This window comes from Rhodococcus tibetensis (genome assembly GCF_024438035.1).
GTDB classification, from domain to species: domain Bacteria; phylum Actinomycetota; class Actinomycetes; order Mycobacteriales; family Mycobacteriaceae; genus Rhodococcus_F; species Rhodococcus_F tibetensis.
Window position 1 is genome coordinate 108,238 of the sequence record NZ_JANFQF010000005.1, and the last position, 20,819, is coordinate 129,056.

Here is a 20,819-nt window from a genome sequence, read left to right on the forward strand (position 1 = left end):
TACTCCCGGGGTGGCTACTTCGCGTAGATGGCGGCGATGTCTTCGGAGAAGCTCTCGTGCACCACATTTCGCTTGAGCTTCATCGTGGGCGTCAGTTCGCCGGTCTCCTCGGTGAAGTCGACGGGCAGAACACGGAACTTCTTGATCGCCTCCGCATGCGAGACGAGCTTGTTGGCTTCGGCGACGGCCTCGTCGATCTCCGCTGTGAGATCGGCGTCGGTGAGCAGATCGCCGACCTTGGTGTCGGCGGGCTTGCCGTTGCGCTCGTTCCACGCGGGGAGCGCGTCGGCGTCGATGGTGATCAGTGCGCCGATGAAGGGCTTCTGGTCGCCGACGACGATGGCCTGGCTGATGAGCGGGTGCGCGCGAAGGTGATCCTCGAGCTGCGCGGGGGAGACGTTCTTGCCACCAGCTGTGACGATGATCTCTTTCTTGCGGCCGGTAATCGTGATGTAGCCGTCCGCATCGACCGATCCGAGGTCGCCGGTGTGGAACCAGCCGTTGTCGAGTGCGTCGGCCGTGGCCGCCTCGTTGCGCCAGTATCCGTGGAACACCACCGGTCCCGACAGCAGGATCTCACCGTCGTCGGCGATCCGGACCGAGTTGCCCGCCAGGGGCTTACCGACCGAACCGACCTTCTGTTCGCCGATGGTGTTCACCGCGAACGCCGCTGAGGTCTCGGTGAGCCCGTAGCCCTCGTAGATGGTAATTCCGATGCCACGGAAGAAGTGACCGAGGCGCGCGCCGAGGGGTGCGCCACCGGAGATCGCGAGCTGGCATCTTCCGCCGAGTGCGGCACGCAGCTTCGAGAACACCAACTTGTCGAACACGGCGTGCTTCGCCTTGAGGATCAGGCCGGCTCCCCCCTCGTCCTGCGCCTCGCTCCATGCGATGGCAGTCTCGGCGGCGGCGTCGAAGATCTTGCCCTTGCCCTCGCCGTGTGCCTTGGCGCGCGCACTGTTGTACACCTTTTCGAAGACGCGGGGCACCGACAGGATGAAGTCGGGACGGAACTCGCCGAACGTGGGGACGAGATTCGGGATGTCGCTCGTGTGCCCGAGCGCGGCGCCCGCGTCGAACGACGCGATGCTCACTGCGCGCGCTAGGACGTGCGCCATCGGCAGGAACATCAACGTGCTGACACCGGGGGACTTCAACAGGGTGCCGAGGCTCGAGTCGAGGATGCCCTTGGACTCGGCGATCAGGTTCGAGTGCGTCAGCTGGCAGCCCTTGGGGCGGCCGGTGGTACCGGAGGTGTAGATGAGAGTCGCGGGATCGCTCGATTTCAGTGCTGCGACCCGGGCCTCGATCTCGGAGTCGGGGACGTCGGTGCCGAGTGCGGTCAGTTCGTCGATGACGCCGCGACCACCGTCGGCCGCCTCGATCTGGTGCACTCCGCGCAGCGCCGCGGCTTCGGCGGCGACCGCTTTCACGGTCGCCGCGTGCGTTGCGTTCTCGACGATCAACTGGATGGCTTCGGAGTCTTCGAGGATCCAGCGAACCTGCTCGGCGGAGGAGGTCTCGTAGATCGGGACGGTGACGCCGCCGGCGGACCAGACGGCGAAGTCGATGAGCGGCCACTCGTACCGGGTGGCGGACATCAGGGCGACCCGATCACCCTGCTGGACGCCCAGGGCGATGAGGCCCTTCGCAACTGCGGTGACCTGTGCTGCGAAATCGGCGGCCGTGACATTCGACCAGGTTCCCGCGACCTTCCGCTTGTACACGACCAGCGCCGGCCGGGCCGCTGCGTGGGCGAACACCGAGTCGACTGCGGACGCGTCCTCCGCGATGGTGAACGACTGTGGCGCGCTGAACTCGGGCACGAAAACCTCCGACGCTGAAAATACTGACGAGTAAGTTGTCCGGCTCGACTTTAGACCTTCGCCTGTACAGCTCGTTCCCAGCCTGACGAACGCCCGGTGAGTGCCTGTTGCGTATACCGGCGGAACCACACGTCACCCGCGTCGCGGCAGTGTGTGAAGCTAGTCGGTGTGAGCAGCATTCAGGTCGCAGACCAGACATTCGTCGCGGCCCCACCCGAGCAGGTTGCCGCGGCGATCGCCCCGCCGGCCCGATGGCGCCGGTGGTGGCCCGACCTCACTCTCTCCGTCCGTGAGGACCGTGCCGACAAGGGCATCCGGTGGATCGTGGCCGGTTCTCTGACCGGAACGATGGAGGTGTGGCTCGAACCGGTGCTCGACGGTGTGATCGTCCACTACTTCCTGCACGCCGAACCGGCGCGGAGCGCAAAGTCCGCCTCACCCGACCTGGCCGCGCTGAACCGGCGCCGCCGCGTCGAGGGGAAAGTGATGTCCTTCGAGGTGAAGAAGGAACTCGAAGCGGGTCGCGCACCCGGCGAACCACCGTCCTGAGCTCGTGCCCCACCCGCTGGGAGTCGTCGGCATTGTGTCCGAGCACAGAAATCGTGTGTGATAGTCGGGCACGACACAGTCACGGAACCAGGAACAGTGTGGCCCGGCCATCGGCGAGCGGGTCCGCAACGCGAAAGGAAGCGTCCACTCCATGCCCGAGAGGACCAAGAGGTCGATCAGTATCGAGGCGCCGGCCGCCCGGGTGATGGATGTGATCGCCGACTTCGATGCGTATCCGGCGTGGGTGACGGCAGCGAAGTCCGTGGAGGTGCTGGACCCGGGAGCGAACGGCAGGGCCGATCGCGTGCGCTTCGTGCTCGACGCGGGGATGGTGAAGGACACCTATGTGCTCCGATACGACTGGGCGCAGGACGGCAAGGCCGTCACCTGGGAACTCGAATCCGGCGAGATTCAGAAGGCTCAGTTCGGTTCTTATGTGCTCGAGGAGGAATCGGGCGGCAGTACCACCGTCACCTACGAATTGACCGTGGACCTCACCATCCCGATGATCGGGCTGTTCAAACGCAAGGCCGAAAAAGCCATCACGGATACGGCGCTCAAGGAACTGAAGAAGCGGGTGGAAGGCTGATCAGCGAGGGTGGTCGCGGCCCTGCGCGGGTTCAGTTCTTCGTCGGCAAGGGCGGGGTGGGTAAGACCACGCTCGCTGCCGCGACGGCGCAGGCGGCTGCGCACAGCGGTAGTCGGACACTTCTCGTTTCCCTCGATCAGGCGCACTCGCTTGCCGACGTCCTCGGCATCGGGTCCGCCCGCGACCTCGTGTCGGTGGCTGACCGTCTCGACGTGCTCGAACTGGACACCCTCGCCCTGCTGGAGGCGCGCTTCCGGAGTGTGTCGGCCTTGCTCGCCGCCGCGGGCAACCATGACCACGGCGCTCAACTGTCGGCACTCGAACCCGAGGAGTTGACGGGCCTCCCGGGTGTGCAGGACGTGCTGGGGCTGGGGGAGATCGTCGGCTTCGCCACCGGCGGGCGGTACGACACCGTGGTTGTCGACTGCCCGCCGACCGCGGATGCGCTGCGAACACTCGCCGCACCCGCGATGACCCTCGACTACATCGAGCGGGTGTGGCCGCAACACCGGCGGATCATTGCCCTCGTGGGCACGGACCCCCGGCTGGTCATGCTGGTATCGCTCCTCGAGCAGGTGGTCTCCGCCGTCGCCGAAGTCCGGGCACTGCTGACGAATCGCCCGAAAACCACTGTGCGCCTGGTGACCACGCCCGAGCGGGTAGTGCTCACGGAAACTCGCCGCACCCTGGCCGCAGCCGCGCTCTCCGACCTGCGTGTCGATGCTATTCTCGTGAACAACCTTCTGCCGCAGTTCGACTCGGCTTCTGAGGGGGATGGCCCCGGAGTCGTATGGCTGACCCGGCGACGGGCTCTGCAGCAGCGGGTGCTCGCCGAGCTCACAACGTCGGTCGGAGCGACGGTGATCCGCTCGGTGACGCGCTCGGTGACGGAGCCGGTAGGGTTGGCCGATCTCGGCGGTATTGCCCGGGAGTTGTATGCCGACGACGCGGACGCGGTTGCGGTGCTGGGGAAAAACCCTCCCGCAGTGCGGGTGGGGCTGGAATCGGGGGCCGGTGTGGATTCTGTGTACACGATGCGGATGTATCTGCCGCTGGTGAATCCGTCGACTCTCACCTTGGGTCGAGTGGAGGACGACTTGGTTGTGGGTGCCGAAGGGGTGCGTCGTCGGATACGGCTCGCCTCCGTGCTGCGCCGATGCGTCGTTGCGGCGGCGGAACTCGACGGCTCCGATCTCGTCGTGCGGTTCACCCCAGATCCGCAGGTGTGGCCGGTATGAACGACGATCACGCTCAACTTGTCGCGGATCTGCGGGCATTGGCCGAAAGTGCCCTGGAGCGACTCGAGCCGATATTGCAGCGCGCCGCGGCACCGCACTCGCAGGACGGGCCGAACGACGAGAGAGCGGCTACCGGCGAGTGGTCGGGGTGCACGTGGTGCCCGGTCTGCGCTCTCGCCGCAGTGATTCGCGGCGAGCAACACGATCTCGTGACACTTCTGGCGAATCAGGGGACCGTGCTCGTCGCGGTTCTGCGGCAGATCCTCGACGAGCATCGTGTACACGACGGCCCGCAGGCGCCCGAATCTCCGCCGGGTGGCAGCGGTGCCGAGGACGCACCACCGTCTCCCGCTGAATCGGCGTTCGTCCCGATCTCGGTCACCATCAAGCATTGACCGCTGCAGATCTCATGCGGGTGCCGTCCGCCGATCTCGTGCACGCAGACGGTCCGGCATGGGCACAATCATGTTCATGAGTAGCGGCGCGGGCAGCGACCAGGCCGGCAGCTCGGCACTGACCATCGGTATCGACGTGGGCGGTACGAGCATCCGTGCCTCGGTGGTCGATTCGAGCGGGGAGGTCCTCGACTCGCTTCAGTCGCCGACACCGGCGTCGGCGAAGGCCCTCGAGAACGGTCTCGATCGCGCCGTGCGGGAGCTGGCGGGACGCCACAGCATTGCCGCTGTCGGGTTGGCGGTCGCCGGTTTCATCACCCCGGACCGCACCACTGTGCGGTTCGCGCCCCACCTGCCCTGGGTGGGTGAACCGGTCGGTCGGGACCTGAGCGAACGCCTGGGCCTGCCGGTGATCCTCGAACACGACGTCAATGCCGCGGCGTGGGCCGAGCACCGATTCGGCGCTGCGGCGGGAGGACGGAACGTGGTGATGCTCGCCATCGGTACCGGGGTCGGCGCCGCCCTTCTCGCGGACGGGCGGCTCTACCGCGGCAGTCACGGTGTCGCACCTGAGCTCGGGCACATCCAGGTCGTTCCCGGCGGCCGCCCGTGCGCCTGCGGGAAGCGCGGGTGCTGGGAGCGGTACTGCAGCGGCACCGCTCTCGTGGACACGGCGATCGAGCTGCTGGCCGCCGACCCGACGACGTCCACTGTCCTTGCCCGCGATGTCGCGGTCGATCCCGGTTCGCTGACGGGGCGCCGGATCGCCGGCGCCGCCCAGGACGGGGACCCCCTGGCGCAACAGACGATGCGCGAATTCGCGCGCTGGCTCGGGGTGGGGTTGGCATTGATCGGGGATGTGTACGACCCCGATCTCATCGTGATCGCAGGCGGCGTGGCAAGCTCGTCTCCGTTGTTCCTCGACGAGGCGCGCGAGCATTATGCTGCGTTGACCACCGGAGCGGGACACCGGCCGTTGGCACGTATCCGGTCGACACAGCTGGGGGAGGCGGCGGGCATGATCGGTGCCGCCGAACTCGCCCGGGCGGTCCTACCCGACCGGGTAGGTTGACTCCTCGTCGACACGTGTAAACCTGCAGTGTGATGCTGTGCGGTGTACCAGGGCGTGTGTAGCGGCCCACACTTACCCGAAGTAGAGTCGACCCGAACGAAGCTTGGGTTGAAACGGGAGGGACGCCATGTGGTACTGGCTCTTCAAGTACGTGTTTTTGGGGCCGGTTCTCTGGGTGTTGGGCAGGCCCACCGTAGAGGGAACGGAGAACATTCCGGCCGAGGGTGGAGCCATTTTGGCGAGTAACCATCAGGCAGTGCTGGATTCGTTCTTTCTTCCGATGCGCGTCTCGCGCCGGATCACTTTCCTTGCCAAGAGCGAGTACTTCACCGGCACGGGCGTGAAGGGGGCCTTCCAGCGCTGGTTCTTCTCCGTCGCGGGTCAGGTGCCGATCGACCGCACCGGCGCCGACGCCGCGCAGGACGCGCTGAACGCTGGACTGCGCGTGCTCTCGCAGGGGCAGTTGCTGGGCATCTACCCGGAGGGCACCCGTTCTCCGGACGGCAGGCTCTACAAGGGGAAGACGGGACTGGCGCGGATGGCGCTCGAGTCCGGTGTGAAGGTGATCCCCGTGGCCATGATCGGAACGGCGAAGGTCAATCCGATCGGTTCGCGGTTGTGGCGTCCTGCGAAGGTGACCGTCCGTATCGGGGAGCCGATCGACTTCTCCCGCTTCGAGGGGATGGGCGGCAATCGCTTCGTCGAGCGGGCCGTCACCGATGAGGTGATGTACAAGCTGATGAAGCTGTCCGGTCAGGAGTACGTCGACATCTATGCGGCGACGCTCAAGAAGGCGGCGACCACCGGTAGCGCGCCGACGGCGGTGCCAGAGGCAGCGCTCGCGCCGGCCACCGACGTCACTCGGATGCCGGATACGCGCGCTAGCTGACCCGAGTCACGCCACGGGGACGGACACGTCGCCGGACGTTTTCCGGCGTTTGTCCCCGTCCGGCCGGGACGGCGCCGTGCCGAAGGTGAAGAACGCCACGGCCACCATAGCGAGGCCCCACCACACATAGGACGATGCCAGGAACTGGTCCCACACACTCCAGTGGACGCCGCTCCAGCGGCCGACACCCAGTTTCCAGTGGGCGGCCAGCTTGACGACGGCGAGCCCCGCCACTGCGGCGAAACCGAGCGCGATGCTGCGACGCCGGTAGGCGAGAACTCCGAGCGTAAGGATGATCGGCACCGACCACACCCAGTGATGGGACCAGGACACCGGCGACACCAAGAGTCCCAGCACAGCGTTCAACCCGAGCGCAAGCGCAGCCTCCCCGGCGCGGAGCGTTCGGAGCATCGCGGCGATCACCAGAGCAAGGACCCCGAGGCTCAGTAGCAGCCAAATCGGGGTACGCAACGACTCGCTCGCGTCGAAACGCGCCAGTACCCCGGTGATGCTCTGGTTCGCCGGATAGGCGGGAGTGCCGATCCGGCCCGAGTCGAAGAGGGTCTGGGTCCAGTAGGTGACCGAGTCCTTCCACGTCGCGATCGCACCCACCGCGCTGAACGCGAGGAAGGCGGCCGTGGTCGTCACCGCCGCTCGAAAATCCTTGCGCAGCAGGAAGTACAGCACGAATACGGCCGGGGTCAGTTTCACCGCGGCGGCGAGCCCGATCAACACACCGCGGGGCAGGGGTGTTCGCTTCGCGAGGCAGTCGAACGCCACCAACGCCATCAGGATGATGTTGATCTGTCCGTAATCGAGAGTCGACGACACCGGCTCGAGCGCCATGGCCACGGCCAGCGCGCCGAGCGCCGTCCACATCAGGGTGGTCCGCGGGGCGATGCTGAGGGAGCCGAGAGTGGCGACGAGTACGCCGAAGAGGGCGGCCAGAGACAACACGGTCACCACCATTCCGGCAGCGTCCAGCGACACCAGAGACAGCGGACTGAAGACGACCGCCGAGAGCGGCGGATAGGTGAACGGCAGGAAGTTGCCCATCTGCGTCGGCGGCATCGATCCGTAGAGAGTGGGGCCGTGGAGGAACACCGATCCGCCGAGACGGTAGACGTCCAGGTCGAGCCGGTAGTAGAAACCGAAGTCGCGCAGACCAGGCAAACCGACGAGGTTGTAGGCGAAGCCCACCGCGAGTCCGACGACGACGAAGGCCCGGATCACCCCCCGCGCAACGCGTCGTTGCAGCGGCGTCCTCGGGGCGTCGGAGTGGTCCGCGACGGTACCTGCGGACCGACGACCGTCGGAGGTAGCGCTCACCAAGGTCTCCTTCAGGAGTAAGGGGTGGATCCGGTCGACGCCGACGAATGAGGCATAGTCTGCGGGCGTGCGTTACTTCTACGACTGCGAGTTCATCGAGGATGGTCGCACGATCGACCTGGTGTCGATCGGGGTGGTCGCAGAGGACGGACGTGAATTCTACGCCGTGTCCACCGAGTTCGACCCTGCGCGTGCCGGGAAGTGGGTGCGGCGGAACGTTCTGCCCAAACTGCCCCAGCCTTCGTCGCCGCTGTGGAAGAGCCGCGCGCGGATCCGGGACGACCTGTTCGCGTTCCTCATCCCACGACCCGGTGTCGTGCCCGAGCTGTGGGCATGGGTGGCCGCCTATGACCACGTCGCCCTGTGCCAGCTGTGGGGGGACATGACGGCGCTGCCGCAGTCGCTGCCCCGGTACACCCGCGAGCTGCGTCAGTACTGGGAAGACAACGGCAGTCCAGCGCTTCCACCTGCACCGGGAGATGCCCACGACGCGCTGGCCGATGCCCGGCACAACATGGCGAAGTTCGAAACCGTGCGGGTGGCACGGTCCCTGCGGTGACCTGACTCGCCATCCATCGTGCGGAGCGAATATCCTGTATGGGTGAACTGGACTGTCGACGTGCCGATCGACCGCTTGCCCGAACTTCCGCCGCTTCCTTCCGTGATGCGCGAGCAGCTCGATGCTGCCCTGGCCAAGCCGGCTGCGCAGCAGCCGCAATGGCCCGAGGGTCAGGCGGCCGCGATGCGGACCGTCCTCGAGAGCGTTCCACCGATCACGGTGGCCAGCGAGGTCGTGGCGCTGCAGGAGAAGCTGGCGCAGGTTGCCCGCGGGGAGGCGTTCCTCCTGCAGGGAGGCGACTGCGCGGAGACCTTCGCCGACAACACCGAGCCGCACATCAAGGGCAACATCCGCACGCTGCTGCAGATGGCCGTCGTCCTCACCTACGGCGCGAGCCTGCCCGTGGTCAAGGTCGCGCGCATCGCCGGTCAGTACGCGAAGCCGAGATCGTCGAACGTCGACGCGCTGGGACTGCAGTCGTACCGCGGCGACATGATCAACTCCCTCGTCGCGGACGAGGCGGTACGCGCCCACGACCCGTCGCGGTTGGTGCGCGCCTATGCGAACGCGAGCGCAGCCATGAACCTGGTGCGCGCGCTCACCGGCGCGGGCATGGCCGATCTGCACAAGGTCCACGACTGGAACCGTGAGTTCGTGGCGTCCTCACCCGCCGGTGCCCGCTACGAGGCGCTGGCCGCGGAAATCGACCGTGGCCTGCAGTTCATGAACGCGTGCGGCGTCACCGACCCGAGCCTGCATCAGGCGCAGATCTTCGCCAGCCACGAGGCGCTGGTCCTCGATTACGAGCGGGCGATGCTCCGTCTCGACAACGACGACGACCACCCCAAGCTGTACGACCTGTCTGCCCACTTCCTGTGGATCGGTGACCGCACCCGCCAGCTCGACGGAGCCCACATCGCCTTCGCGGAACTGGTGTCGAACCCGATCGGACTGAAGATCGGTCCCAGCACGACGCCTGAGATGGCAGTCGAATACGTCGAGCGTCTCGACCCCACGAACAAGCCGGGCCGGCTGACCCTGATTTCCCGGATGGGCAACAACAAGGTGCGTGAGATGTTGCCGCCCATCATCGAGAAGGTGCAGGCCACCGGGCACCAGGTCATCTGGCAGTGCGACCCGATGCACGGCAACACACACGAGGCGTCCACCGGCTACAAGACCCGCCATTTCGACCGCATCGTCGACGAGGTGCAGGGATTCTTCGAGGTCCACCACGGTCTCGGTACTTACCCGGGCGGCATCCATGTGGAGTTGACTGGCGAGAACGTCACCGAGTGCCTCGGCGGCGCCCAGGACATCTCCGATCTCGATCTCTCGGGCCGATACGAGACCGCCTGCGACCCCCGGCTCAACACCCAGCAGTCGCTGGAACTCGCGTTCCTCGTTGCGGAGATGCTGCGCGGCTGATCCAGACAGACGCGGCGCATCCAACAGACTCAGGGCAGCGACACCAAGGTGACCGTGCTACCAGGTTTCACCAGGTCGCCGCTGCCCGGGTTCTGGCTGATCACCACGGACCGGTCGGTGTCGGTGACCTGACGCACCTTCACCTCGAGTCCGAGTCGAGTCAGCTCGTCACGTGCGGAACCCACGGTGCGTCCCAGCATCGACGGCAGCCGCACAGCGTTGGACACCGTCAAGGTGACGCTGGTGCCGGCGCTGACCTGGGTGCCGGCCTTCGGGTCGGTGGCGATGGCATCGCCTTCCTCGACCTTCCGGTCGAAGTCGGTAGCGGTGTTCTGCACCACGATGCCTACCGACTCGAGGGCTGCCCGGGCCTCGGCCTCCGACACTCCCCGCACGTCGGGGATGTCGACCGGAGGAGCACCCTTACTGACGACGAGCTTCACCTGCGAGCCTGTCGGGAGTTCGGTACCCGGCGCCGGATCGAGCGCGGCCACCGCACCTATCGGCACCTTTGCGCTGAACGCCTGCCCCCCGTCGACGGGGGTGAAGGTCCGGTTCCGGAGTTCGCGCTCGATCTCGGAGCGGTCGCCGCCGACTGTCAGGGGAGGGACGGTCGGCCGTCCGAGTGACACGATGAGCGCCACCGTCCCGTCCCGGGAGATCCGCGAGCCACCCGGGGGATCGGTTCCCAGTACCGTGTCGAGTGCGGCGGTGTCCGAGTACTCGCCGCGGATCTCCGACGACAGCCCCGCCGCCTCGATCGCTGTTACCGCGGCGCCTCGACCCAGCCCGTCGATGGCCGGGACCGCGGTGTACCGGCCCGAACCCATCCACCAGCCGCCGAACCCCACGGCGAGGGCGAGCATCAGAATCACCAGCAGCCACACGATCGTCGTTCGCCGCGACCGTTGGCGCTCGGCCGCGAAGTCGGGGTACCGGTATCCGTCGTCGGGTTCGTCGTCGACGTCGAACCCCTGCCCGTCCATCGGGGGACGAGGGGTGCCCGTAGTCACGATGCGGGTGTGCTGTACACCGGGCTGCCCGCTGTGCCGCGGGAGCGGTGCCTGGAGCGGAGCAGCGGGAAGATGCACGGTGGGTGGGGCGAGCGGGCTGGGCGGGGGCGCGCTCGCAGCGGCCGCAAGATGCTGCGCCGACCGGCGGGGTGCGGGCACCCGGTAGTTGGGTAGCTCGAGCGAAGCTGCAATACTGCGGAGCGCCGTTCCCATCTGTTCGGCGTTGGCGAAGCGATGCGAAGGTTCCCGGTGGGTGGCCTCGGCGACGAGTTCGTCGAACTCGTGCGGGACCCCGGCGATGTAGGACCCCGGTCGGGGGACGTCCTGGTTGATGCGTTGATACGCAACCGACAGGGAGGTGTCCCCGGTGAACGGTGTGCGCCCGGTGAGAAGCTCGAAAAGGAGAATTCCGGTGGAGTAGACGTCGCTGCGGGTGTCTGCGACCCCGGACGTCACCTGCTCGGGCGACAGATATGCCGCGGTGCCGAGGATGACGCTGTTGGACGTGGTGGTGGCCGCCGCGGCGGCACGGACCAGGCCGAAGTCGGCGATCTTCACCTCGCCGCCGTCGGAAATCAGGATGTTCTCCGGTTTGACGTCGCGGTGCACGAGTCCCGCGCGGTGAGCGACCGCCAGGGCGTCGAGGACCGGTCCTGCCACCGCGGCCACGGCATGCGGCGGCATCGGCCCGCGCTCACGCAGCAGTTCTCGCAGCGTTCCGCCGTCGACGAGTTCCATCACCAGGAAGGCGTGTTCGCGGTCGTGTCCCTGGTCGTAGACCGCGACCAGGGAGGGGTGCTTGAGCCGGGCCACCGAACGGGCTTCGAATTCGAAGCGGGAGACGAAGGCCGGGTCGGCAGCGAACTGCGGGTCCATCACCTTGATGGCCACCGGACGGTCGAGGCGCATGTCGAGCCCCCGATACACGGTGGACATACCGCCACGCGCGATCAGGGCATCCACCCGATAGCGCCGGTCGAGCAGTTCGCCGATCAAACGTTGACCTCCATCAAGCACTGTGTCCGTCCCCCGTATGTCCGCGCAGCCCGGCCACGCGCCCTCCAATCGTAGCCAGCGAGACCGACCGGTAGCGCCACGCCGGAACCGACCAGATAACGTTAGGGGAGTGAGTGCCATCCCTTACTGTGACGATGTCCTGGACCCGTCTGTCTCGCTACTTCAGCTGGCGGACGTCGCGAAGTCGCTGGATGTACCCGTCACGCGCGTGCAGCAACTTCTCCGGGATGAGCAGTTGCTCGCTGTGCGCCGGGACGGCGTACTCGGCGTGCCGGAAGTGTTCTTCGGCGACGACGGGCAGACGTTGAAGTGGCTGCCCGGCCTGATCGCGGTACTGCACGACGGCGGTTTTCGTGACGAAGAGATCTTGCTCTGGCTCTTCCGTGAGGACGACAGCCTGCCGGGTAGCCCCGTGCAGGCGCTTCACGGCGACCTGGCGCGTGAGGTGATCCGCCGGGCTCAGGCGATGGGTTTCTGAGCGCCGTCACGTCTGTGAGGCCGCGTCACTTCCGGCCGCGTGGGGGTACCACGAGCCGGGCGAACTGCGGCAGAGCAGTGGACCACCGATTTCTGCGGGGCACCGTCGCGCGCCGGTGCAGGACGGCGTAGCCACTGCGCTCGATTTCGTCGAGAATCCGTGAGTACAGGATGAAGGCCGTTCTGATCCCGGGCTGTACCCGGCGGTCCAACATGCCGATTCCCGGCTCCGCGTCCCGGTACACCGACCGCGTGACCGAGATGAGGTGGGCCAGCGCCCGGACGATGCGCTGATCCGTCGTCCCGGTGCGTCGACTGAAGACCAGGAGGTCGGTGTCGACACCGAAGGCTGCGAGCTCGTCAGCCGGTAGGTACACGCGACCCCGGTCGAGGTCTTCTCCGACGTCCCGGAGGAAATTGGTCAGCTGGAACGCTTCGCCGAGGGCTGCGGCGTGGGGCTCGGCTTCGCTGACGGGGCAGACCGTGCCGAGGATCGGCAGCATCTGCAATCCGATCACGGCAGCCGAGCCGTACATGTACTCCCGGAGGGCAGCCATCGTGCCGTACCGGGGCCGGTGCGCCTGCGCGCCGGGAATATCCATCCGCATCGATTGGAGAAACGCGAAGAAGTACTCGGATGGGATGCGGAAGGTAGCGACCGTGTCGAGGAAAGCGGGAAGGACGGGTGCCATCTCGGCAACGGCCCCATGGTCCACGGCGGTGCGGTCGGCGAAACCCAGGCGGAGGATCTTCTCGATTCGATCGAGTTCTGCTGCGCAGTCCTGGATCGATCGCTCCTCGCCCATCTCGACGTCGACGATGTCGTCGACCGTACGGGCGAACGCGTAGAGCGCATGGACCGCCGTGCGACGGGGCCCGGGAAGCAATCGGGTGGCGAGGTGGTAGGTGCGTCCGTGCTCCGCCGTCAGGGCGCCGCAGTAGCGGTAGCTGTCCGCCAGGTCCGTCATTGCCCGGCTATTCGACACCGGGTGAGGCGGCTACGCTTCCGAGTCCGGCGGCGGGAACCTCGGGCGTCGGCCGGGGTGCGCGCAGCCGCAGCGGGTCGACAGTGCGCAGCGACACTGCCGCGACCACAGCGGCGAACGTGGCGAGTACGACATGCGGGAAGGTGTAGAGGCCGATCGAGCCATCGGGCTGGAACACGAGCATCAGCCAGGTGGAGAGCCCGACAAGCACCATGAGGGTGCGCGTGGACAGTGCGAAGCCGGCCGCGATGGCGACGGGCCAGGAGTAGTACCAGGGCAGCGCGGCCGGTGAGAGAATGACGATGGCCACGAGGACGATCAGGATTCCCAGAATCGCGTCCCGTTCGGTGTTCTTGAATTTCCACCACACTGTCAGGACGATCGCGACGAGTGCGACCGCGCAGATCGGGCGGGTGATCGCGAGGATTTCCCCGAGCCGCAGATCCGCGAACCACGACGTTCCGACGGTAACCACGTGCGCGAGAACGGTCGGCAACGACAGCCAGTTGATGATCTTGTTCGAACCGGACAACGCCGTCATCCAGCCCAGTCCGACTCCGGCCACCGCCGACGCCGCGGCAAAGATCACCACGAAGACGGCGAACCCCGCGCCGGCAGTCTTCGCGAACAGTGTCAGCGGTGACGCCGGAGTGCGGCCCTCGGCCTGTGCCTTCTGCCTCTCGTGCAGCATCCAGATCCACACCAAGAAGGGGAGCGCGGCCCCAGCGGTCGCCTTGATGGCCACTGCGATCGCGACGAGCCCGATGCCCGCGAGATGGCGCCGTTCGAGGACGAGTGCTATTCCTGCCGTCATCAAACCGACCATCAGCATCTCGTTGTGGACCCCGCCGATGAGATGCACGAGGACGAGGGGGTTGAGCACTGCCAACCACAGGGCGATGGCCGGGTTTCCACCCAGATGTCGCGCGAGGCGTGGAACCGCCCAGATCATGAGGGCAAGGCCCGGCAGCATCGTCAGACGCAGGAGCATGGTGCCGGCGATCACGTTGTCACCGGTCAGGGCGGTGATCCCCTGCCCGAGGAGGAGGAACACCGGACCGTAGGGCGCGGTGGTCGTGGTCCATACGTTGCTGACGTTGTCGAGAAGAATCCCAGGATTGACCACCGGACCAACTGCGTAGGGATCGAACCCGTCGCGCAAGAGAGCGCCCTGGGCAAGATACGAGTAGGCATCGCGACTGAACATGGGCACCGCCAGCAGCAGGGGCGCCGTCCAGATCGGGACGATAATGCGTAACTGTCGCAGCGCGACGTCCCCGGCCAGCGTTCCGCGCCCCAACCGGACCCAGGCGGTGATCATCGAGATGACGCCGATCCAGACTATGGCGGTGGAGAGAATCTGGCCGTGCCCGAACCGTAGCCACGACAGATGCATCGCCTCGAGCAGAGGATCCTCACGGCGGACGCTGCCCGCTCCGAAACCACCGAACGTGATCATGATCGCGCCGGCGAAACCGAGTATCGACGCGTGTCCCGCCGTGCTTCGGAGGAAGTCGGCCGTGGTCTGAGGCCACGAACGGTGCGGCAGTGTCGTCGCGTGGGCGACGGTCGCCTGCGGGGCAGAGGACGTCATGAGTGCAGATTCCTCCCCCGGGGTGAGTTCGGTTGCGATCGGTGCACCGATCATCGCGCGCACCACATGGTCGCGCCTAGTTTAATTGCTCGCGACACCAGTTATTGCCACGCCTCGCTCATATATCCGCATTTCGGGCTTTTGCGCACCTGTGATGCGCCGGGCCGCCAGTTTCCCCGACAGCAGGACGGTCGGAACGCCGACACCGGGAACGGTGCCGGAACCGGCCAGGACGACGTTGTCCAGCCCCGGCACCAGGTTCGGACGCCGGAAGGGGCCTGTTTGACGGAAGACGTGTGCTGCAGCGAACGGGCTGCCCGCGCTCATGCCCTTGTTCAGCCAGGTCAACGGGGTATCCACGTGGTCGATCTCGAACCTTGCGGAGATGCCTGCGTAACCGCGGTCCTCGAGCACCTGCAGAAGTTCGCGGACGTAGGGGCCGGTCAGGGACGACCACTCGAGCGGGGCACTGTGGAGGTTGGGGCAGGGCGCAAGCACGGACAGGGGCTCGGACGGAACATCCGAGCGGTTTACGAGGAGGCTCTGGTCCGACAGTGCAGGCCGGGTCAGCAGCAGTGAGGGGTCCGTCATGAGGCGACCGCGTCCGGCTCGCGCCGTGATCTCGGCGAAGGTTTTCTCCCACGCGGAGCCGAAGTCGATGGTGTGGTGTCGCTGGGCCGCCCACCGGGCGCTCACCGCTGTGGGAATCGTGCCGTGGAGCACCACCGCGGACGGTGACACCCGGACGCGGCGCGGGATCTTTCCGGTAGCCGGCCGGAGCAGTTCGTCGACGACTGCGGTGTCCGGGGTGAGCACCACCGCGTCGCACTCGATCCGGTCACCGGATGCGGTGTGGACGGCGCGCACCCGGCCGCCCGACGTGTCCACCCGCGTAACCGTCGTGTCGAGCCGGAGATCACCGCCCGCCGTGGAGAACGCATCGGCGAGCGCGAGAGCGATGGAGCGCATGCCGCCGCGCGGGAAGTAGACGCCCAGCGAGGTGTCCATGTGGGCGATCGCGCCGTACACCGCGAGAGCGTCGGCCGGCGCCACCCCGGCGTACAGAGCCTGGAAGGTGAAGATCCGGCGCAGTCGCGGATCGCTGATCGTGCGATCGACACGGGAACCGAGCCGGCCGAACCCACCCAGGGCGGTGAGCGTGACCAGATCCGTCGCGGCGGCCCGGCTCGACACGAGGTCGAGGGGCGAGTCGAAGTTCGCGTCCATGAAGCGGGAGTACTCGGCGTCGAAGATGCGACCGAGCCATCGTCGTAACTTCAGGTAGCGGACGGATTCCTCGGGTCCGCACACCCGGGTGATCTCGGCGACCATCGCGTCGGGGTCCGAGTGGACATCGAGCGACGACCCGTCCGGGAACCGCGCGTGATAGGCCGGGGACAGTCTCTCGAGCACCAGGGCGGGCCGGGTCGAGGTGAGATCCGCACCGACCGCTGCCAAGGCCTCACGGATCAGCTCCGGCATCGTGAGGACGGTTGCCCCGTTGTCGATGTCGTAGCCCGGGCCGCGGTACGTGCCCACCCGGCCGCCAGGCAGCGAATCCCGTTCGAGGACGGTGACACGTCGACCCGACCCCTTCAGGTGCAGAGCTGCCGACAGGCCGGCCAGACCGGCGCCGACGACCACGACGTGATCGGTGGGACCCGGAACGGTGCGGAGTGTGCGTGCCATCTCGTGCCTTTTAGGAGTTGCGCCGCGTCGCGGCGACAGCCATGTCGGTGAGTTGCTGCTTCGCCTCGGGTGTCGCAGCGCTCGCCGTCAGGGTGGTCAGCGCCGAGCCGACGAGTTCCTCGATGCGTTGCTCCACGTCGGCGACTGCGCCGAGCGAGGTGATCGCCTCGCGGAGGACGTCCACCTCCGCGTCGGACAGGTCGGTGCCGATGCTCCGGCGCAGCAATGTTGCCGCCTCGGGATCCTCGCGGTCGGCCCGCTGGAGCGCCATGGCGAACAGCACGGTGCGTTTGCCTGCCCGGAGGTCGTCACCCGACGGCTTTCCGGTCACGGCCGGGTCGCCGAAGACGCCGAGAAGATCGTCCCGCAGTTGGAATGCGATCCCGATGTCCGTCCCGAAACGCCGATAAGCCGACACGAGATCGTCGTCTGCCCCGGCGAGGGCAGCACCGAGGTGCAGTGGTCGCTCGATGGTGTACGCGGCGGTCTTGTACCGGTTCACCCGCATCGCCGCGTCGATCGACTCGTCGGCTCTGGCCTCGTTGCTGATGTCGAGGAACTGGCCGCCGAGGACCTCGGTGCGCATCGCGGACCAGACAGGGGAGATGCGCGCGACGGCGTCCGGGCCGATGCCGGATTCGCGGATCATGTCGTCCGCCCAGGCCAGCGCCAGATCGCCGAGCAGAATGGCGACTGCCTCCCCGAAGTGCAGGGACTCGCCGCTCCAGGAACCAGCGCGGTGAAGTTCCTCGAATTGGACGTGGACGGTGGGGAACCCGCGTCGGGTGGTCGAGGAGTCGATGATGTCGTCGTGGACCAGGGCGCAGGCTTGGACCAGCTCGAGAGCCGAGCAGGCGCGCAGTACCGGACCGGCCTCGGGACCGTGCGGGTCACCGCCCGCGCCGGTCCACCCGGTCCACGCGAATGCCGGGCGGACTCGCTTTCCGCCACGGAGAACGAAGTCTTCCAGGGTGGAGACGGCGTCGCGGTAGCCGCCGCCCACGGAGGCAACCAACTCCGTCCGGCCGGCGAAGAACTCCCGAAGCGCATTCTCGACCTCGGCCGCCAGAGCGGTGGGGCGCGTTCCGACGGACAGTGTTGCCTCCAAGATCGAAGTTCCGCGTGCCCACCGCGAGCGGCAGCAGGCCTCGTCACCACCATAGTGGGCGTCCCCCGGCAGGTTCTGATGCCGTGTTTCCGACGCAGGCCTCGTTCCCCGATCGATGATGATCGAAGACGCGGTGGGCACAGACGGCGCAGCGGTACCTATGCTTGTCGGGTGACATTCGATTCCGTCAGGGGGCGGGCCAGCGAAGGCTGGGTGACCCGCACTCCCTCCATCGTCGACCGCATCCGGTCGCGCCGTGACGGTCGGGTGCCCTTCTCCGTCGAATTCTCGCCCCCGCGGGACGAGGCCGCCGAGGCCCGCCTGTGGCGCGCTGTCCGGGAGTTCGAACGTCTGGGACCGGCCTTCGTGTCCATGACCTACGGCGCCGGCGGCTCTACTCGTGACCGCACCGTGCGTGTCACCGGTCAGCTCGCCGAGGAGACGACGCTACTGCCCGTGGCGCATCTCACCGCGGTGTCGCACAGTGTCGACGAACTCCGGTCGATGGTGGGCGCCTATGCCGACCGCGGAATCAGCAACATTCTCGTCCTGCGTGGCGACCCCCCGGGCGATCCGCTGGGCGAATGGAAGAAACATCCGGAGGGCGTCGAGTACGCCGAGGAACTGGTCCGCCTCGTGCGTGACCTCGGTGACTTCCATGTCGGCGTGGCGTCGTTCCCAGAAGGTCACTACCGGGCGCCGGACCTCGACCACGACACCCGGTACCTGGTCGCGAAGCTCCGTGCCGGCGCGGAGTACTCCATTACCCAGATGTTCTTCGACGTCGACGACTACCTTCGCCTGCGCGACCGCGTCGCGGCTTTCGACGCCGAGCAGGGCGAAAAGCCGATCATTCCCGAAATCATGCCCATCACGTCCCTCCGGTCGGTGCAGCGTGTGATGGAACTGTCGGGGTCGCGGCTGCCGGTCGACCTGGAACGCCGGTTGAGCCGGGCCGCCGGTAACGGCCCCGAGGAGAATCGGGCCGCCGTCCGTGAGATCGGCATCGATGTGGCCACCGAGATGGCCGAGCGGCTCATCGCCGAGGGTGCGCCGGGATTGCACTTCATCACGTTGAACTTTGCCCGTGCCACCAGCGAGGTGCTGGCGAGGCTGGGGGACAAGGTCGGATCGGGAGCAGCCGAGCCCCGGCCGGTCACTTCGGCCCGCGTCAGCTGAGGGCCCGCCCCTTCCAGCTGGTCCGTCCACGGTGGTGGGCAAGGTGTGAGGACACGGTCAGTGCTGCTGTCGCGGTGACCGAGAACGGGTGACCCATCGCCCCGGCCACGTCCGTCGCGGTGGGTGACGCCCCCCGTTCGAGGGCTCGTGCGCACAGCCTCGACGTCACCGCAGCGAGATAACCGACTGCGCCCCAGCGGCGCACCCGGCCGCGGCCCACCGCGAGCGCTGCAGGCGGCAGGAGGTACGCAGATCCGGCCATGCCGAGGGCCGTCACCGCCCCCCACCGCGAGCCGAAGGCCGTCCACAACCAGCGGTCGTATCCGCTGCGCAGAGCCCGCGCGTCCTCGTACATCCGGCAGGTCGCGACACCACCTGCCGCGACAACGTGCGTGGAAACTCCGCGGCGTCGCAGCAGTCGGGCGATGTCGAGATCCTCGGTGAGACTGTTCACCACGGCGCCGTGCCCGCCCACCCGGTGGTAGGCCGCGGAGTCGAACACCATGAACTGTCCACAGGCCACCGCCATGGACGGCCGCAACGAACGATTGGCGAGTCGCACGGGCAGCGAAGCGGCCCACGACCAGGCGAGGAGCGGCTGGACGGCGATCTCGGCGATCGACACCGACTCCTGGAACGGCCACGGGCAGACCAACCCCGCCCCGGTGTCGCGGAGTGCGGAACAGGCCGCGGCGAGCGCGCCCGGTTGCAGCCGCACGTCGGCATCGAGGAAGACCAGCAGTCCGCCCCGGTCCGGATGGAGCGCTTCGGCGTGTTCGCGGGCGCGGTGGCAGGCCGCGGGCTTTCCCACCCACCCTGGGGGCGGCTCGTCGCTGCTTCTGACGACGGTGAACCGCGGGTCGCCGGCCACCGCAGCCTCGGCTATCGCGGCAGTGTCGTCGGTCGAGGCGTCGTCGAACACGAGCACCCAGAGATCCTCGACGCCGCGCTGACCGGTCAGGTCCTCGATCAGCGCAGGCAGTCGACGGCACTCGTTGCGGGCAGGAATGCAGACCGTGACCGGTTCGGTGATGGTGCGGGACGGCACCCGCAGGCGTGGAGCGCTGCGCAGATTGGCGGCGGCGGTGACCATCCCGGCCACCGACAGCAGCGAACCTATGCGGACCAGATGAACGATCGCCGCAGGAGTCACACGGTCGAGGAGTCCTTGCGGCGTCCGCTGCCCACCGCAGGCTCCTTGTTGCGGGCCAGCCATGCCAGCGCCCCCACGATCACGGCCACCCCGAGCGTCACACCCGCCATGATGCCCGCCCAGCCCGCGAAGCTGCGGGTACTGGGGTCGGAGTAGCGCACCTCGGCGCGAATGGTGGACGTGTCACCCGCAGGCAGCTTCCAGGACACGATGGAGTCCCCTTCACGAGTGCCGTTGGTCGTGGCCACCCGGGCTGGGAAGGCGATGGTGAACTGCACATCGGTGCCCTGGGCGGGAACCGAGCTGAGATCGGCCTTGCCTTCGAGGGTCACGAGGTCGCCGGTGCGGCGCAGCGAAATCTGGAAACTGCCGGTGGCCTGCTCGGACATCGAGCCGAGTTGCTGCACGTCACCGAACGTGAGATCGCTGAAGAACGCCTGGGTACCGACGTACCCGTCCTTCTTGTACTCCTGCACGCGGATCTTGCCCGACAACGCATTGGGCGGGGTGAGCTGCGGCCCCTTGTCCTGATCGTTCGCGGGCACGGCCGCAGCCACGATCTGGCCGGAGACCCGGTCGTCCGCGGATACTCCCATCGACACCTGAACACGCAGGCAGCCGGCGAGCAGCGGTACGAGCAGGAGTGCCAGGGCCGTCAGCGAGAGGGCCCGGCTCCGCGCGCGGGTGGTGTTCGGGGCGGGGAGTGAGGGCAGCTGCACAGTCGTATCG

At 67.4% G+C, this 20,819-nt stretch carries 19 protein-coding genes; 10 read left to right on the forward strand and 9 right to left on the reverse strand.

The annotated features are described in order from the left end of the window. Window positions 1-14 precede the first annotated feature (14 nt). Complete coding sequence (locus NOF53_RS07520; RefSeq protein WP_255966884.1) at window positions 15-1,826, reverse strand: AMP-dependent synthetase/ligase; 1,812 nt, start codon at window positions 1,824-1,826, stop codon at window positions 15-17. Window positions 1,827-1,994: 168 nt separating this feature from the next. Between NOF53_RS07520 and NOF53_RS07525 the strand changes: the two genes are divergently transcribed. From NOF53_RS07525 to NOF53_RS07550, 6 genes are all read left to right on the forward strand, one after another. Beyond that, the gene (locus NOF53_RS07525) at window positions 1,995-2,375 is read left to right on the forward strand and encodes an SRPBCC family protein (protein ID WP_255966885.1); all 381 of its coding nucleotides are present in this window, start codon (window positions 1,995-1,997) and stop codon (window positions 2,373-2,375) included. A 151-nt stretch (window positions 2,376-2,526) separates the two neighbouring features. Beyond that, window positions 2,527-2,964 (forward strand): SRPBCC family protein, encoded by a 438-nt coding sequence (locus NOF53_RS07530; RefSeq protein ID WP_255966886.1) that lies wholly within the window; start codon window positions 2,527-2,529, stop codon window positions 2,962-2,964. Continuing rightward, on the forward strand, window positions 2,961-4,202 hold the full coding sequence (locus NOF53_RS07535; RefSeq protein ID WP_255967224.1) for an ArsA family ATPase: 1,242 nt from the start codon (window positions 2,961-2,963) through the stop codon (window positions 4,200-4,202). The genes NOF53_RS07530 and NOF53_RS07535 overlap by 4 nt, the downstream gene beginning before the upstream one ends. Further along, a complete protein-coding gene (locus NOF53_RS07540) occupies window positions 4,199-4,597 on the forward strand; it encodes a hypothetical protein (RefSeq protein WP_255966887.1) in 399 nt (132 codons plus the stop codon). The genes NOF53_RS07535 and NOF53_RS07540 overlap by 4 nt, the downstream gene beginning before the upstream one ends. Window positions 4,598-4,655: 58 nt before the next feature. Continuing rightward, window positions 4,656-5,669: an ROK family protein gene (locus tag NOF53_RS07545; protein WP_255966888.1), complete on the forward strand. Its 1,014-nt coding sequence runs from the start codon at window positions 4,656-4,658 to the stop codon at window positions 5,667-5,669. Between the two features lie 127 nt (window positions 5,670-5,796). After that, entirely contained in the window at window positions 5,797-6,558 is a 762-nt protein-coding gene (locus tag NOF53_RS07550; protein WP_255966890.1) for a lysophospholipid acyltransferase family protein, read from the forward strand. Window positions 6,559-6,564: 6 nt separating this feature from the next. Here the strand turns inward: NOF53_RS07550 and NOF53_RS07555 are convergent, their stop codons facing one another. Continuing rightward, window positions 6,565-7,887: a glycosyltransferase 87 family protein gene (locus NOF53_RS07555; protein WP_255966892.1), complete on the reverse strand. Its 1,323-nt coding sequence runs from the start codon at window positions 7,885-7,887 to the stop codon at window positions 6,565-6,567. 67 nt (window positions 7,888-7,954) lie between these two features. Between NOF53_RS07555 and NOF53_RS07560 the strand changes: the two genes are divergently transcribed. Then, window positions 7,955-8,446 (forward strand): polyadenylate-specific 3'-exoribonuclease AS, encoded by a 492-nt coding sequence (locus tag NOF53_RS07560; protein WP_255966893.1) that lies wholly within the window; start codon window positions 7,955-7,957, stop codon window positions 8,444-8,446. Window positions 8,447-8,488: 42 nt separating this feature from the next. After that, the gene (locus NOF53_RS07565) at window positions 8,489-9,874 is read left to right on the forward strand and encodes a class II 3-deoxy-7-phosphoheptulonate synthase (RefSeq protein WP_255966894.1); all 1,386 of its coding nucleotides are present in this window, start codon (window positions 8,489-8,491) and stop codon (window positions 9,872-9,874) included. Window positions 9,875-9,903: 29 nt separating this feature from the next. On the opposite strand, the gene pknB is transcribed toward NOF53_RS07565, so the two are convergent. Beyond that, window positions 9,904-11,883, reverse strand: coding sequence for a Stk1 family PASTA domain-containing Ser/Thr kinase (gene pknB / locus NOF53_RS07570; protein WP_305086601.1), 1,980 nt, complete (start codon window positions 11,881-11,883; stop codon window positions 9,904-9,906). A gap of 130 nt (window positions 11,884-12,013) precedes the next feature. Between pknB and NOF53_RS07575 the strand changes: the two genes are divergently transcribed. Further along, window positions 12,014-12,382 carry an Rv2175c family DNA-binding protein gene (locus tag NOF53_RS07575; RefSeq protein ID WP_255966900.1) on the forward strand — a complete coding sequence of 123 codons (369 nt, stop codon included), beginning with the start codon at window positions 12,014-12,016 and terminating at the stop codon, window positions 12,380-12,382. Window positions 12,383-12,407: 25 nt separating this feature from the next. Here NOF53_RS07575 and NOF53_RS07580 read toward each other — a convergent pair whose 3' ends face one another. From NOF53_RS07580 to NOF53_RS07595, 4 genes are all read right to left on the reverse strand, one after another. Further along, window positions 12,408-13,349, reverse strand: a complete 942-nt coding sequence (locus NOF53_RS07580; protein WP_255966902.1) for a phytoene/squalene synthase family protein — start codon at window positions 13,347-13,349, stop codon at window positions 12,408-12,410. Window positions 13,350-13,356: 7 nt separating this feature from the next. Then, entirely contained in the window at window positions 13,357-14,961 is a 1,605-nt protein-coding gene (locus tag NOF53_RS07585; protein ID WP_255967226.1) for an alpha-(1->6)-mannopyranosyltransferase A, read from the reverse strand. A gap of 81 nt (window positions 14,962-15,042) precedes the next feature. Further along, a complete protein-coding gene (gene crtI, locus NOF53_RS07590; RefSeq protein WP_255966904.1) occupies window positions 15,043-16,650 on the reverse strand; it encodes a phytoene desaturase family protein in 1,608 nt (535 codons plus the stop codon). Window positions 16,651-16,660: 10 nt separating this feature from the next. Beyond that, on the reverse strand, window positions 16,661-17,758 hold the full coding sequence (locus tag NOF53_RS07595; RefSeq protein ID WP_255966905.1) for a polyprenyl synthetase family protein: 1,098 nt from the start codon (window positions 17,756-17,758) through the stop codon (window positions 16,661-16,663). A gap of 171 nt (window positions 17,759-17,929) precedes the next feature. Between NOF53_RS07595 and metF the strand changes: the two genes are divergently transcribed. Beyond that, the gene (gene metF / locus NOF53_RS07600; protein ID WP_255966906.1) at window positions 17,930-18,937 is read left to right on the forward strand and encodes a methylenetetrahydrofolate reductase [NAD(P)H]; all 1,008 of its coding nucleotides are present in this window, start codon (window positions 17,930-17,932) and stop codon (window positions 18,935-18,937) included. Here the strand turns inward: metF and NOF53_RS07605 are convergent. Both NOF53_RS07605 and NOF53_RS07610 read right to left on the reverse strand, forming a co-directional pair. Continuing rightward, complete coding sequence (locus NOF53_RS07605) at window positions 18,930-20,030, reverse strand: glycosyltransferase family 2 protein (protein ID WP_255967228.1); 1,101 nt, start codon at window positions 20,028-20,030, stop codon at window positions 18,930-18,932. The two genes, metF and NOF53_RS07605, sit on opposite strands and share 8 nt — an antisense overlap. Before the next feature lie 56 nt (window positions 20,031-20,086). Further along, on the reverse strand, window positions 20,087-20,809 hold the full coding sequence (locus NOF53_RS07610; protein WP_308213789.1) for an LppM family (lipo)protein: 723 nt from the start codon (window positions 20,807-20,809) through the stop codon (window positions 20,087-20,089). Window positions 20,810-20,819: the final 10 nt, after the last annotated feature.